Source organism: Janthinobacterium sp. BJB446 (assembly GCF_002735655.1).
GTDB lineage: Bacteria > Pseudomonadota > Gammaproteobacteria > Burkholderiales > Burkholderiaceae_D > Janthinobacterium > Janthinobacterium lividum.
Window position 1 is genome coordinate 1009724 of record NZ_PDZK01000001.1, and the last position, 14300, is coordinate 1024023.

Here is a 14300-nt window from a genome sequence, read left to right on the forward strand (position 1 = left end):
TGTGCTGCACGACGCCAAGAATAACAAGAAGACTGTCTGTGCGCCGCGCGTAAAGATTTCTATCATCAGTAAGGGTGTCATTATGACCAACGCAGTATCGCAACAGCAGGAAGACAAGGACGCGGTGTATGTTGCCTCGTTCGAGCATTTGCGCATGACGGATGTCGAATCCGTCGGCGGCAAGAACGCCTCCCTGGGCGAAATGATCAGCCAGCTGGCGGAAGCCGGCGTGCGCGTGCCCGGTGGCTTTGCCACCACGGCGCAGGCATTCCGCGATTTCCTGTCGTATAGCGCCAATGGCGGCTTGCCGCTGGCCGAACGCATCGCCCAGCGCCTCGAAGGGCTGAACATCGATGACGTGCGCTCGCTGGCGCAAGCCGGTGCCGAGATCCGTCAATGGATCGTGGAAACGCCATTCCAGCCACGCCTGGCCGCCGAAATCGACCAGTTCTACGCCAAGCTGGTGGCCGATTCCGATACGGAAATGTCGTTTGCCGTGCGTTCCTCCGCCACGGCGGAAGACTTGCCGGATGCTTCTTTTGCTGGCCAGCAAGAAACCTTCCTGAACGTGGTCGGCATCGACAACGTGCTCGAGGCCATGAAGCAGGTGTTCGCGTCGCTGTACAACGACCGCGCCATCTCGTACCGCGTGCACAAGGGCTTTACGCACGCTGAAGTGGCCTTGTCGGCCGGCGTGCAGCGCATGGTGCGCTCCGACCTGGGCGCGGCTGGCGTGATGTTTACCATCGATACGGAATCGGGCTTCAAGGACGTGGTCTTCGTCACCTCCAGCTATGGCCTGGGCGAGACCGTGGTGCAGGGCGCCGTCAATCCCGACGAATTCTATGTGCACAAGCCGATGCTGGAAAAAGGCAAGTCGCCCGTGATCCGCCGCAATATCGGCTCGAAGCTGCTGAAGATGGAATTCACGAACGAAGCGAAAGCTGGCCGTTCCGTGAAAACCGTCGACGTGCCCGTCGAAATGCGCAACCGCTATTCGCTGAACGACAGCGAAGTGGTGGAGCTGGCCAAATACGCCGTCATCATCGAAAACCACTACGGCCGTCCGATGGACATCGAGTGGGGCAAGGATGGCCGCGACGGCAAGCTGTACATCCTGCAAGCGCGTCCCGAGACCGTCAAGTCGCAGCAAAAGGCGACCGACGTGCAAGAACGCTTCAAGCTGAAAAGCACCGGCACCGTGCTGACCTCCGGCCGCGCCATCGGCCAGAAGATCGGCGCCGGCCCCGTGCGCGTGATTCACGACCCGGCCGACATGGAGCGCGTGCAGCCAGGCGACGTGCTTGTTGCCGACATGACAGACCCGAACTGGGAGCCGGTCATGAAGCGCGCTTCGGCCATCGTCACCAACCGCGGCGGTCGTACTTGCCACGCAGCAATTATTGCGCGTGAACTGGGCGTGCCTGCCGTCGTCGGCTGCGGCGACGCGACCGACGTGCTGAAAGATGGCACGTTTGTCACCGTGGTGTGCTCCGAAGGCGACGAAGGCAAGATCTACGATGGCTTGCTGGAAACAGAAGTGTCGGAAGTGTCGCGCGGCGAATTGCCGAAGCTCGACACCAAGATCATGCTCAACGTGGGCAATCCGCAGCTGGCGTTCGACTTCCAGTCCGTGCCGAATGCCGGCGTGGGTCTGGCGCGCCTGGAATTCATCATCAATAACAATATTGGTGTGCACCCGCGCGCGATCCTGGAATACCCGAACATCGATGCCGACCTGAAAAAGGCCGTGGAATCGGTGGCGCGCGGCCACGCTTCGCCAAAGGCGTTCTACATCGACAAGCTGGCCGAAGGCATCGCCACCATCGCCGCCGCGTTCTGGCCGAAAAAAGTCATCGTGCGCCTGTCCGACTTCAAGTCGAACGAGTACAAGAAGCTGATCGGCGGTTCGCGCTATGAGCCGGACGAAGAAAACCCGATGCTGGGCTTCCGCGGCGCGGCGCGCTACCTGTCGGCCGACTTCTCCGAAGCGTTCAACATGGAATGCGAAGCGATGAAGCGCGTGCGCAATGACATGGGCCTGACGAACGTGGAAATCATGGTGCCCTTCGTGCGCACCCTGGGCCAGGCCGAGAAAGTCATCGACTTGCTGGCAAAGAATGGCTTGAAGCGCGGCGAGAACGACCTGCGCGTCATCATGATGTGCGAAGTGCCGTCGAACGCCATCCTGGCCGACCAGTTCCTCGACCATTTCGATGGCTTCTCGATCGGTTCGAACGACCTGACCCAGCTGACTCTGGGCCTGGACCGCGATTCCGGCATGGAATTGCTGGCCGCCGACTTCGACGAGCGCGATCCTGCCGTGAAAGCGCTGCTGGCCCTGGCCATCAAGGCTTGCCTGGCACGCGGCAAGTACATCGGCATTTGCGGTCAGGGTCCTTCCGACCATCCGGACTTCGCCGTCTGGCTGATGGAGCAGGGCATCGAATCGATGTCGCTGAATCCGGATTCGGTGATCGACACCTGGCAGAAACTGGCTGCGCTGAAAGCGTAAGCATCTTTCCCGCCCTTTGAAAACCCGCTGCCGCTCACCCGGCAGCGGGTTTTTTTATGCCTGCCACGCGGCGCACGGCAGTATTCGATGGGCTTGCTCCAGATCAGCTAAAATGATTCCACCAATACATTGAAACAGGAGTTCACATGGCAAGCAAGAAACCGAGCAAAGTGGCAAAGATCGATATCGGCATTTCCGAAGCGGACCGCGCGAAGATTGCGGAAGGCCTGTCCGGCCTGCTGGCCGACAGCTACACCTTGTACCTGATGACCCATAATTTTCACTGGAACGTCAAGGGGCCGATGTTCAACACCCTGCACCTGATGTTCATGACGCAATACACGGAGCAGTGGGCCGCGCTGGACCTGATCGCCGAGCGCATCCGCGCTCTCGGCTACCCGGCGCCCGGTACCTACAAGGAATTCGTCAAGCTGGCCTCGATCAAGGAAATCGACGGCGTGCCGCCGGCGCTGGACATGGTCAGCCACCTGGTATCGGCACAGGAAGCAACCGCGCGCACGGCGCGCCGCCTGTTCCCGCTGCTGGAAAAAGCCAATGACCAGCCGACGGCCGACCTGATCACGCAGCGCCTGGATTTGCATGAAAAGACGGCGTGGATGTTGCGCAGCCTGCTCGAGGAATAAAGGCCGGGCCTGCGGCGCTAATTCGCCCCCGCCTATTGACGTCATCAGGAATTGCGTTAGACTGCTTGTATATAGGTGTTTGGCAAGAATAATATCAGGCAGTAATACTCATTAAACCCCGTCGCTTATATAGGCTACGGGGTTTTTTATTTTCGGATTCGCAAAGATGGAGGCATCATGGCTGAATGGGTAGGCTGGTTTGTGGCGGCTGGCGCGGTATTGATCCTGGAGCTGTTTACGGGCACGTTTTATTTGCTGATGATTGCCATCGGCATCAGTGCCGGAGGACTGGTGGCGCTGGCGGGCGGCAATGGCGGCTGGCAAGCCCTGACGGCCGCCATTGTCGGCGTGGCTGCCACCCTGTTATTGCGGCGCAGCCGTTTTGGCAAGGCGGCGCGGCGCGATGCGGCGCAGGACCCGAATGTGAATCTCGATATCGGCCAAAGCGTGGCGGTCGCGCATTGGGTCGACGGCGCGGCGCGCGTCATGTACCGCGGCGCCTTGTGGGATGTGGAGCTGATTCCCGGCGGCGATACGCAAGCCGGCCATTACACCATACATGCCGTGCGTGGCAGCCGTTTGATTGTTGGATAACCTGGAGAGTAGATTATGGAAGTAAGCACTGGTAGCGTGTCGCTGATCTTGTTATTGCTGGCATTGGTATTTGTCTTCAAGACGGTCAATGTGGTGCCGCAGCAGCATGCCTGGGTGGTGGAGCGTCTGGGCAAGTTTCACGCGGTATTGGGTCCTGGCCTGAATATTGTCGTGCCTTTTGTCGACCGTATCGCCTACAAGCACGTGCTCAAGGAAATTCCGCTCGACGTACCGCCGCAGGTGTGCATCACGCGCGACAATACGCAATTGCAGGTCGATGGCATTCTGTATTTCCAGATTACCGATGCCATGCGTGCTTCATATGGCTCGTCGAATTATATTGCCGCCATTACGCAGCTGGCGCAAACGACCTTGCGTTCGGTGATCGGTAAAATGGAACTCGACAAGACATTTGAAGAACGCGACCATATCAATACGGCCATCGTGAATGCCATCGATGAATCGGCGGCGAATTGGGGCGTCAAGGTATTGCGCTATGAAATCAAGGATTTGACGCCGCCCAAGGAAATCCTGCATGCGATGCAGGCACAGATTACGGCCGAACGCGAGAAGCGCGCCCTGATTGCCGCCTCGGAAGGGCGCAAGCAGGAACAGATCAATATCGCCAGCGGTGAGCGCGAAGCGGCCATTGCCCGCTCCGAAGGCGAGAAGCAGGCCTCGATCAACCGTGCCGAAGGCCAGGCCACGGCCATCGTCGCGCTGGCTCAGGCCAGTGCCGAGGCGCTGCGCCAGGTGGGTGCCGCCATTCGCGAACCGGGCGGGGAAGATGCCGTGAACCTGAAAGTAGCCGAGCAGTATGTGGGCGCGTTCGCACAATTGGCGAAAACCAATAACTCGATTATCGTGCCGGCGAATCTGGGCGATATGAGCGGTTTGATCGCCACGGCGATGCAGGTGGTGAAAACGCAGAAGCCGAAAGGCAGCGTGGCGATTCCCTGATTGCCTGGTGAATAGCAAACTCGTAGCAGGTTTGTCTTTAATACTGCCCGCCATATCGCGGGCAGTTTTCAATTGCGCCATTGGAATATATGCTGGCAGACGGGCTGGAGTATCTGCGCTTGAATCCATAACCTTGAAATATTTTCTTTATGCTATGCTGTGCGCACTTTCGGGCTTATATGCTGTCGTGCGACGCTTATCTTTTTGATTAAGTAGAATCTGCGGCTCATGCATGGCTATGATTGCGCCGATATCCGCGACGGATACTTGGGAGGAATTTGGGAGTTGATGCATAAGGGACGATAGTATTGCTCCCATGTATATTTTGAATTGCAATTTATAATTACTATAAATTGCAATGAAACAAAAAGTACTGCAAAATAAATACTGCCGATGGGGCTGTATTGAACCGCAGCCGTACAAAGCGGAGACGCTTGTACAGGCAGTTCATGCGCGATGCCGGTTCCCCATGCTGGAAGGATTACACTGTTTGAAAGCCAGGGAAGCAGGTTTTTTGGTAAAAGAATTGTAAAAAACAATCAAATCTGAAGAAAAATCACCTCAGTCGCGTTACAATTGGATAGAATTTAACTGTTCAGTTATATTTTTCAACTCAAACAAGGAAATATCATGGATCTGTCCAGCTTATCCCTGTCCGAACTGCGCACCTTGCAGGACGACATCAAGAAGCAAATGAAGAAACGCGAACAGGACGATCTGTCCAAAGCGCGCGAGCAAATCCTGGCAATCGCCCAGAGCGTTGGCGTTTCCGTAAAAGATCTGGTTGGTACGGGTATCCGCGCTAAAACCGGCACGGTCGCAGTACGCTATCGCAATCCGGATGACGCGACGCAGCAATGGACTGGCCGTGGCCGTCAGCCGAAATGGGTCAAAGAGTGGACCGATTCGGGCAAGTCGCGTGATTTGCTGAAGGTTTGATTCTGAAGGTTTAAAAACCGTTCATTCGGATGCTTGTCCTGTGCAGTGGTACAGGTGTAGTACAAGGCAGCATGCAAGCATCCGGAACTTTCCTGATTTATCGTCTTTGGCCAGGCAGGCAAAGCTGATTCATTCGCTTATCTTCATGGTGTTTTCACCAATACCAGTTTTTTCCCGCCGTATCTCTTTCCATTCCCTGTTTTTATCCCATTGCGCTGTGCGTTTCCGCTTGCCGCAGGCACCGGCAAAATAAAACCCGGCATATAGCCGGGCTTGATGGTATCGGCGCAGCACGCTGCGCGTAGCGCCGGATCAGCGGCGGTGCGACTTCATCGCCGCCTGGACTTCGCGCGCGCCGTCGCGGTCGCGTTCCGCTGCCCGCTTGTCGTGCTGCTTCTTGCCCTTGGCCAGGCCGATTTCGCATTTCACGCGGCCGCCCTTGTAGTGCAGGTTGAGCGGCACCAGGGTATAGCCGGAGCGTTCCACCTTGCCGATCAGTTTATCCATTTCCGCACGGTGCAGCAGCAGCTTGCGCGTGCGCACGGCTTCCGGATGGATATGGGTGGAGGCGGTCGGCAGGGCGCTGATATGCGCACCGAACAGGAAGAGTTCATCGCCGCGGACGACGACGTAGGCTTCCTTGATTTGTACGCGGGCGTCGCGGATGGCTTTGACTTCCCAGCCTTCCAGCACGATGCCGGCTTCGTAGCGATCCTCGATAAAGTAGTCGTGGAAGGCTTTTCTGTTGTCTGCTATGGTCATGAGATGGTAAATGTGCGCGGGTCGGTTAAACTACTGTCTCGCGCAAGCGCGATAAAATCAAATGTATCCAACATCATAGCAAATGGTTCTTCAATGGCAGTAGTACATAAATCAGTTTTTCTCGGCTATAGCGCCGAACAAATGTTCGCGCTGGTGGCGGCGGTGGAGGATTATCCCAAATTCCTGCCCTGGTGTGGTGCGGTCGAGATTCGCGAGCGGGGCGAGAACACGGTTGTCGCCAGCGTGGGCATACATTACCACGGCGTGCGCCAAAGCTTCACCACGTCCAACGAGAACGTGCCGCCGACTTCCATCAAGATGAAGCTGGTGGACGGTCCTTTCAAGACCCTCGACGGCGTGTGGACCTTCAAGGCCCTGCGCGAAGATGCGTGCAAGATCGAACTGGACCTGCACTACGAGTTTTCCAGCCGCGTACTGGAACAGATCATCGGCCCCGTCTTCGGCATGATCGCCAACAGCATGGTCGATTCCTTCTGCAAGCGCGCGGAGACGGTGTATGGCTGAAGCAGGCATCACGGTGCAAGTATGCCACGCGCTGCCGGACAGCACGTTCCTGCGCTCCTTGAACGTGCCTGCCGGCACCACCATCGAGCAGGCGGTGGCGTTGAGCGGTTTGCTGCGGGAAGTCCCCACCATCGACCTGGCCGTGAATATGGTCGGCATCTATGGCAAGAAGAAGCCGGTGGACACCGTTTTGCGCGAGCATGACCGTATCGAGGTGTACCGTCCTCTGCAGGCGGACCCGAAAGAAGCGCGTCGGCGCAGGGCTGGCGGTAAGCCTGCGAAGGGCTGAGCGGGCAGGCCTATCGCCGCGAAGCCGTTGCCTGGTGAGCGCCACTTTTTGCTATTTCCAAATATCTTTTTTATGCTGCAAGGACGGAGGGCGCTTTTTTCTGTATAATCTGCTTTTGCGCCAATAGGAAATGCTATGCGTCTACTTCAAAAAGCACTCACATTCGATGACGTGCTGCTCGTCCCAGCCTACTCCAACGTTCTGCCCGCCGATACGTCCCTCAAAACTCGCCTGACCCGCAATATCACCCTGAATATTCCCTTGCTGTCCGCAGCCATGGATACGGTGACGGAAGCCCGTCTGGCGATCGCGATGGCCCAGGAAGGCGGCATCGGCATCATCCACAAGAATTTGAATCCGAAGGACCAGGCACGTGAAGTGGCCCGCGTAAAGCGTTTCGAAGCAGGTGTGTTGCGTGATCCGATCACGATTCCACCGGAAATGAAAATCCGCGACGTGATCGCTCTGACGGAACAGTACGGCATCAGCGGTTTCCCTGTTGTCAAGGGCAAGGAAGTCGTCGGCATCATCACCAACCGCGATTTGCGCTTTGAAAAGGAACTCGACGCGGAAGCTTCCGCCAAGATGACCCCGCGCGAAAAGCTGGTGGTCGTCAACGAAGATGCCGATACGGCCGAAGCCAAGCGCCTGATGAACAAGCACCGCCTCGAGCGCGTGCTGGTCGTCAACGACGCGTTTGAGCTGCGCGGCCTGATCACCGTCAAGGATATCCAGAAATCGACCTCGCACCCGTTCGCGTCGAAAGACAGCCAGGGCAAACTGCTGGTCGGCGCCGCTGTCGGCGTAGGCGCCAAGGATGAAGAACGCATCGACCTGCTGGTCGCTGCCGGTGTCGACGTGCTGGTGGTCGATACGGCCCACGGTCACTCGCAAGGCATCCTCGACCGCGTACGCTGGATCAAGACCAAGTACCCGCAAGTGGAAGTGATTGGCGGCAATATCGCTACCGCCGCTGCCGCCAAGGCGCTGGTGGAATACGGCGCCGATGCGGTCAAGGTCGGCATCGGTCCTGGCTCGATCTGCACCACGCGTATCGTTGCCGGCGTGGGCGTGCCGCAAATCACGGCCATTTCGAATGTTGCCGAAGCTTTGGCCGGTACGGGCGTGCCATGTATCGCCGACGGCGGTATCCGCTTCTCGGGCGATATCTCGAAAGCGCTGGCCGCTGGCGCCTCGACCGTCATGATGGGTTCCATGTTTGCCGGTACGGAAGAAGCACCGGGCGAAGTGATCCTGTACCAGGGCCGCAGCTACAAATCGTACCGCGGCATGGGTTCGCTGGGCGCGATGTCCGATGGCTCGGCTGACCGTTATTTCCAAGACGCCACCATGAAGGCCGACAAATTCGTGCCTGAAGGTATCGAAGGCCGCGTCGCCTACAAGGGCAGCGTGCTGGCGATCATCTTCCAGCTGGTGGGCGGCGTGCGTCAATCGATGGGTTACTGCGGTTGCGCCACCATCGACGAACTGCGCGAAAAAGCGGAATTCGTGGAAATCACCTCGGCCGGCATGCGCGAGTCGCATGTCCATGATGTGCAGATCACGAAAGAAGCGCCAAATTATCGCTCCGAGTAAGCGGTAACGAAAGTCCAGACCGGCGCCCAGTGCGCCGGTTTTGCAATTGACCCTGAATAAAGCTCCGACCATGCACTCTAAAATCCTCATTCTCGATTTCGGTTCCCAAGTCACCCAGTTGATCGCCCGCCGCGTGCGCGATTCCGGCGTGTTTTCCGAAGTCTTCCCGTATGACGTCAGCGATGAATTCGTGCGCAACTATGGCGCCGCCGGCGTGATCCTGTCGGGCAGCCACAATTCCACGCTGGATGGCGACTCGCCGCGCGCGCCGCAAGCCGTGTTCGAGCTGGGCGTGCCCGTGCTGGGCATCTGCTACGGCATGCAAACCATGGCGGCCCAGCTGGGCGGCAAAGTGGAAAATGGCCTGGTGCGCGAATTCGGCTACGCCGAAGTGCGCGCCCGCAGCCATACCAAGTTGCTCAACGGTATTGCCGACTTCGTCACAGACGAAGGCCACGGCATGCTGAAAGTGTGGATGAGCCATGGCGACAAGGTGCTGGAAATGCCGCCAGGCTTCAAGCTGATGGGCAACACCCCGAGCTGCCCGATCGCGGCCATGGCCGACGAAGAGCGCCAGTTCTACGGCGTGCAATTCCACCCGGAAGTGACGCACACGGTGCAGGGCAAGGCCATGATCGGCCGTTTCGTGCATGAAATCTGCGGCTGCAAGTCGGACTGGAACATGCCCGACTACATCAGCGAAGCGGTGGAAAAAATCCGCGCGCAAGTCGGTAGCGATGACGTCATCTTGGGCCTGTCCGGCGGCGTCGATTCGTCCGTGGCTGCGGCCCTGATCCACCGCGCCATCGGCGACCAGCTGACCTGCGTCTTCGTCGACCACGGCTTGCTGCGCCTGGACGAAGGCAAGATGGTGATGGACATGTTCGCCAAGAACCTGGGCGTGAAAGTCATCCGCGTCGATGCGGAAGACCAGTTCATGGGCCACCTGGCCGGCGTTACCGATCCCGAGCAAAAGCGCAAGATCATCGGCCGCGAATTCGTCGAAGTCTTCCAGGCCGAGTCGGGCAAGCTGGTCAACGCCAAATGGCTGGCGCAAGGCACGATCTACCCGGACGTCATCGAATCGGCCGGTAAAGGTAAAAAAGGCCAGACCATCAAGAGCCACCACAACGTGGGCGGCTTGCCGGACACCATGAAGCTCAAGTTGCTTGAGCCTTTGCGCGAACTGTTCAAGGACGAAGTGCGCAAACTGGGCGTAGCCCTGGGCTTGCCGCATGACATGGTCTACCGCCACCCGTTCCCTGGCCCGGGCCTGGGCGTGCGTATCCTCGGCGAAGTCAAGAAAGACTACGCCGATCTGCTGCGCCGCGCCGACGCCATCTTCATCGAAGAATTGCGCAACACGCCGTACGAATTCGTCGCCGGCCAGGCCGTCGACCCGGACGCGCTGCCAGCGAACTGGTATGAAGCGACGAGCCAGGCTTTCGCCGTCTTCCTGCCCGTCAAATCGGTGGGCGTGATGGGAGATGGCCGTACCTACGAATACGTGGTGGCCTTGCGCGCCGTGCAAACGCAGGACTTCATGACGGCCCACTGGGCGCACCTGCCGCACAGCTTGCTGGGCAAGGTCTCCAACCGCATCATCAATGAAGTGCGCGGCATCAACCGCGTCGTCTACGATATCTCGGGCAAGCCGCCGGCGACCATCGAGTGGGAGTGAGTTTCCCTAGGGGAGCATTTTCATCGTCATGCTCATCATGGTGATTCAGTAAGCAGGGCCCTGTTTTTACAGGGCCTTTTTTTATGGCGCTGGACTGTTATACCCGGACAGCCGGTAGCCCATGCCGCCAGGCGGCTCGGATTGCATGGCAAATCTGGCCCGGCTCAGGAGGGGATCAGGAAGCCGGCCTTGATGGCCTTGAGGACGGCTTGTTGGCGCGTCTGTACATTGAATTTCTTCTTCGCATTGGAGACATGGAAATTGATGGTGCCTTCGGAACGCAGCAGGATGCGCGAAATTTCCCACGAGGACTTGCCCGCCATGATCCACTGCAGGCATTCCATTTCGCGCGTGGTCAGCGGATTGGCGCCAGGCACGGGCGGCGCGTCGTGCTTGATGAAGCGGGCGGACGATTCGATCACGTAGTCGCGGATCAGGGCCAGCTGCGCAATCGTGGCGAAGCTGTCGCGTTCCGCATCCATCGGCGGCGCGTTGCGGATAAAACTCAACATGCCCGTTTCACCGCTTGCGCCGTGCACCGGGAAGCAAAAACCGGAGCGCATGCCGTGCTGGCACGCCTGTTCATAGAAGGCGCGCTGTGCGGGGCTGGTGAAACTTTCCGGCCGCCATAACAGCGGCATGGTATTGGCCAGGCAATGGGAGATGCTGGGATCGCTTTCATGCAGGCGTTCCGAGACATACAGCGCGCGCCAGGACGGCGGATAGTTGCTCACGACAAAGGACGCCTCCGGTGCCGGCCAGTGAAAAGCCACCGTCTTTTCCGGCGCGACGCCGTAATACACATGCTCGTAGCCGCATTGTGCGCCGATGCTGAACAGGAGACGGGTCCAGTCCGCTTCGGTTTGGCATCGCACCAGGCTAAACAGGTCATCCAGCAGCAGCATGGAATACTCCTCGGGTTGATGATGGTGGTTCGTAACGCCAACATGCAAGACGCGTCCCGGCGATCACGGTGTCGTCGCAATCGCTGCCTGTCATCAGGCGCGGTGGCAGGGGCGGGCGCAGCATCACAATACGAAGGTTAAACGAAGGGCAGATTTGTATGTTGCAGGATTTGAGCATTAGCAACACCTAGTAAAAATAATAGTTTTCTAGCAATCGTTACATTGTCACAAGCAGAGGCCGTATAAGGTTTCTGATGATGCAAGTAATGCGGAGAAACCCCTCTTTTTGTCCCGCTCGCCGGTGAGAATGCGTGATTATCTGGCCCATCGCCGGCCCGGCTCGCGCGGCGTGTCGCGGATACACCAAAGCCATGTCAGCGCAAACTGGCACATTTGTCAGGTGACTCACGCCGCGCCAGCGTGGCTTAATGTCGTTGCTGACCAATGCATTGTCAGTCGACTTGAAAAAACGGACGCGTGTAGATCAACGAATTTTCACTCTTAGAGGAATGCATCATGACATCTGAGTACAAGTACGCCACGGCGGAAATCAGTGTGCAAAACGCCCAGCCTGGCCAGCGCATCTCGGTCACACTGGACATCGAAACGAAATCGGACACCCTGTGCTGGAGCACCGGCGATCCATCGGAAGACAGCAATTCGGGCATCACCATTAACGCCTCGGGCGGCGTGGCCCTGCCGTTGAGCAGCCTGAGCGTCAATGGCGTCCTGATCGACCTGCAGATCAGCGCCGGCGGTTCGGATTCGGTAACCTTCAACATTTCGCCTTGCCTGACGGCCAATGGCAGCCTGTCGCTGCTGAAGATCAAGTCGACCAGCGATAGCGGTCCCGTGCTGACCTTCAATTTCGATGGCAAGAAGCCGATCACGCTGAGCCAGAACTTTGTCATCCTGGAGTGGCCGAATTAAGCCTTGCTGAAGCTGGCGTATCGGCACCCGTGTGAATGCCCGCCCGCGGCAGGGCATTCATCTTTTTTGGCTCTTCGAGGAATTACCGTGCAAGAATATTCGATCGCATTCATCTTTGAAGTCAGGTCCGACAATACGGTCCCGCTGAACGCCGTCCTGTCGATCACCGATGCCAACAGGATTTCGCTAACCGGAACACCGGTGCAGATCCAGCCCTGGGGCGGCGCGCCTGCCACGCCTCCGCTGGCTTACCTGAACGTGAAGGAAAATGGCATCAACCTGCAGGCAGGCGCCAATCCATCGGGCGACCAGCAAGCGCTGGAAGTGGTGGTCGGCGTGGTCCCGGCCGGCGCCAGCATGACCGTCAACTTCACCTATGTCGATGTGACCGTGCTGGGCTATTACCGCTTCCTCGGCGGCAGCGGCCAGGTGCCCCTGAAAGTGGGCAAGAACACCATCACCTTCCCGGAATAAACGCGCGATGAGCAAGCGGACTACGGGCGGTACCGACCTGGCGGCGACGACGCTTGCGGAGCATACGCCGGCCGCCGCGCCGCGCAAGCGCTCCGCGTCCGTCAGCAAGCCGGCCGGCCAGGCGCTGGCGCAGGCCGAGGCAAAGCTGGTCATGGCGCGCATCCAGATCGATGCCCTGGCCTTGAATCCGCATGAATTGCAGCACCTGCAATCGCACCTGCTGAGCAACCCGCTGCACGCGCTCAACGAGCAGTGCTACCACGAGGTGACGACGTTTCGCCAGCTGAGCATCCGTTTTTTCCAGTTGCGTGCCAACAGCAAGGCCTTCCTGACCATCCGCCCCGACCAGAAGGCGATCTGGAGCGAAGGCGGCGAGGACAGCCGCATGGTCGGACTGTGCATGTCCAGCAACGCGCCCGCCATGTATCTGAGCAGCTTGCTCATCAATGCGCGCGAAATCATCCTCGAAACCTACCAGGACTGCGACGAAGTCAGCATCGAACTATACGTGCAGACCAGCCAGCCGCAGCTGCAGGGCCGGGTCGACCTGCCGCCCGGTGCCAGCGTCTGCCTGCAATCGCGCGGCGACCGCAGCACGGTCATCGGCCTGAGTTCATTTGCGATCGATCTTGCCTGATGAATACTCCAACGCTCCAGCTTGACACCGCACACGGCCAGCGCATGCAAGGCGACCCCTTGCCGGTCGTGTTGATATTCAAGAATATCGCGGCCGACTCGAACATCAATTTCACGTTCACCACGGCCGGCACCGAATGGTCGCTGGGCGCGCGCTCGGGCGACAGCATGGGTTTCACGGTGGTGGCCGATCAGAACGGCGGCCAGCGCCAGTCATGTATCCGCTCGGTTGAATTTTCCGGCGGCTTGCTGGCCATCCGCACCGCCAGCGGCGGCGCCGCGCTCAACGCCTTCACCATGACCCTGTTCCTGCGCGTGGCCCCCGGCGTCGATTATCTGCAGGGCTATTGCACGCTCAATAACGAAGCGAGCGTGATGGCGTTTTTCGGTTCGCAGCGCGCGATGGAGTGGCGCAACGGGCGCATCAGCGCAGTCCTGCGCGATCCCGACGCCAATTCGCGCAGCGTGATCGTGTCGGTGCAGAATGCTTATCCGGGCGACCGCATCGCCCTCGAACTGTCGACCAAGAAAGGTCTGGGACTGGCCACCTGGTGCCTGGGACCGGGAGGAGAAGAGTCGGGCGGCATCCGCCTGGCCGGCGCCCAGCCCAGCGTGCCGCTCAAGTTCTTTGCGTACGGCACCCGCGTGCTGGAATTCGAGACGAGCCAGAGCGCCGACGCCGGCGCCACGCTGGACTTCTTCATGCAGGCTTACCTGAGCTGGCAACCGCACGATTTGCCGTACATCTACCTCAAGGCCACCTGCGACCCCAACGTGAGCCTGTTTGCCCACATCGGCAACCGCCAGCCGCAACTGGTCAGCCAGACCTTCACCGTGTTTACGCTCTAGC

At 58.8% G+C, this 14300-nt stretch carries 15 protein-coding genes; 13 read left to right on the forward strand and 2 right to left on the reverse strand.

Annotation, left to right across the window (positions count from 1 at the left end; all coding sequences use genetic code 11):
- Positions 1 to 82 precede the first annotated feature (82 nt).
- From ppsA to CSQ92_RS04605, 5 genes are all read left to right on the forward strand, one after another.
- On the forward strand, positions 83 to 2515 hold the full coding sequence (ppsA, locus tag CSQ92_RS04585; protein ID WP_034752367.1) for a phosphoenolpyruvate synthase: 2433 nt from the start codon (positions 83 to 85) through the stop codon (positions 2513 to 2515).
- 146 nt (positions 2516 to 2661) lie between these two features.
- Positions 2662 to 3159, forward strand: coding sequence for a Dps family protein (locus CSQ92_RS04590; protein WP_034752224.1), 498 nt, complete (start codon positions 2662 to 2664; stop codon positions 3157 to 3159).
- A gap of 177 nt (positions 3160 to 3336) precedes the next feature.
- On the forward strand, positions 3337 to 3753 hold the full coding sequence (locus CSQ92_RS04595) for an NfeD family protein (RefSeq protein WP_034784134.1): 417 nt from the start codon (positions 3337 to 3339) through the stop codon (positions 3751 to 3753).
- Positions 3754 to 3768: 15 nt separating this feature from the next.
- Positions 3769 to 4713, forward strand: coding sequence for an SPFH domain-containing protein (locus tag CSQ92_RS04600; protein ID WP_070257384.1), 945 nt, complete (start codon positions 3769 to 3771; stop codon positions 4711 to 4713).
- A gap of 630 nt (positions 4714 to 5343) precedes the next feature.
- Positions 5344 to 5652, forward strand: coding sequence for an H-NS histone family protein (locus CSQ92_RS04605; protein ID WP_010397665.1), 309 nt, complete (start codon positions 5344 to 5346; stop codon positions 5650 to 5652).
- Positions 5653 to 5964: 312 nt separating this feature from the next.
- Here CSQ92_RS04605 and smpB read toward each other — a convergent pair whose 3' ends face one another.
- Positions 5965 to 6414 (reverse strand): SsrA-binding protein SmpB, encoded by a 450-nt coding sequence (gene smpB / locus CSQ92_RS04610; protein WP_034784131.1) that lies wholly within the window; start codon positions 6412 to 6414, stop codon positions 5965 to 5967.
- Positions 6415 to 6507: 93 nt separating this feature from the next.
- On the opposite strand from smpB, the gene CSQ92_RS04615 reads away from it, so the two are divergent.
- The 4 genes from CSQ92_RS04615 to guaA all read left to right on the forward strand — a co-directional run bounded on the left by CSQ92_RS04615 (position 6508) and on the right by guaA (position 10505).
- A complete protein-coding gene (locus tag CSQ92_RS04615) occupies positions 6508 to 6939 on the forward strand; it encodes a type II toxin-antitoxin system RatA family toxin (RefSeq protein WP_035818194.1) in 432 nt (143 codons plus the stop codon).
- Positions 6932 to 7228 carry an RnfH family protein gene (locus tag CSQ92_RS04620; protein ID WP_099393342.1) on the forward strand — a complete coding sequence of 99 codons (297 nt, stop codon included), beginning with the start codon at positions 6932 to 6934 and terminating at the stop codon, positions 7226 to 7228. The genes CSQ92_RS04615 and CSQ92_RS04620 overlap by 8 nt, the downstream gene beginning before the upstream one ends.
- 135 nt (positions 7229 to 7363) lie before the next feature.
- Positions 7364 to 8824, forward strand: a complete 1461-nt coding sequence (gene guaB / locus CSQ92_RS04625; protein ID WP_034777711.1) for an IMP dehydrogenase — start codon at positions 7364 to 7366, stop codon at positions 8822 to 8824.
- Between the two features lie 70 nt (positions 8825 to 8894).
- The gene (guaA, locus tag CSQ92_RS04630) at positions 8895 to 10505 is read left to right on the forward strand and encodes a glutamine-hydrolyzing GMP synthase (RefSeq protein WP_099393343.1); all 1611 of its coding nucleotides are present in this window, start codon (positions 8895 to 8897) and stop codon (positions 10503 to 10505) included.
- Between the two features lie 164 nt (positions 10506 to 10669).
- Here the strand turns inward: guaA and CSQ92_RS04635 are convergent, their stop codons facing one another.
- Positions 10670 to 11410: a helix-turn-helix transcriptional regulator gene (locus CSQ92_RS04635; protein ID WP_071653309.1), complete on the reverse strand. Its 741-nt coding sequence runs from the start codon at positions 11408 to 11410 to the stop codon at positions 10670 to 10672.
- 516 nt (positions 11411 to 11926) lie between these two features.
- Between CSQ92_RS04635 and CSQ92_RS04640 the strand changes: the two genes are divergently transcribed.
- From CSQ92_RS04640 to CSQ92_RS04655, 4 genes are all read left to right on the forward strand, one after another.
- Positions 11927 to 12340, forward strand: coding sequence for a hypothetical protein (locus CSQ92_RS04640; RefSeq protein WP_034777728.1), 414 nt, complete (start codon positions 11927 to 11929; stop codon positions 12338 to 12340).
- 87 nt (positions 12341 to 12427) lie between these two features.
- Positions 12428 to 12814: a hypothetical protein gene (locus tag CSQ92_RS04645; RefSeq protein WP_099393344.1), complete on the forward strand. Its 387-nt coding sequence runs from the start codon at positions 12428 to 12430 to the stop codon at positions 12812 to 12814.
- Positions 12815 to 12821: 7 nt separating this feature from the next.
- Entirely contained in the window at positions 12822 to 13451 is a 630-nt protein-coding gene (locus tag CSQ92_RS04650) for a hypothetical protein (protein ID WP_052139826.1), read from the forward strand.
- Positions 13451 to 14299: a hypothetical protein gene (locus CSQ92_RS04655; protein WP_139144177.1), complete on the forward strand. Its 849-nt coding sequence runs from the start codon at positions 13451 to 13453 to the stop codon at positions 14297 to 14299. Before CSQ92_RS04650 ends, CSQ92_RS04655 begins: the two co-directional genes overlap by 1 nt.
- The last annotated feature ends 1 nt before the right edge of the window (position 14300 follow it).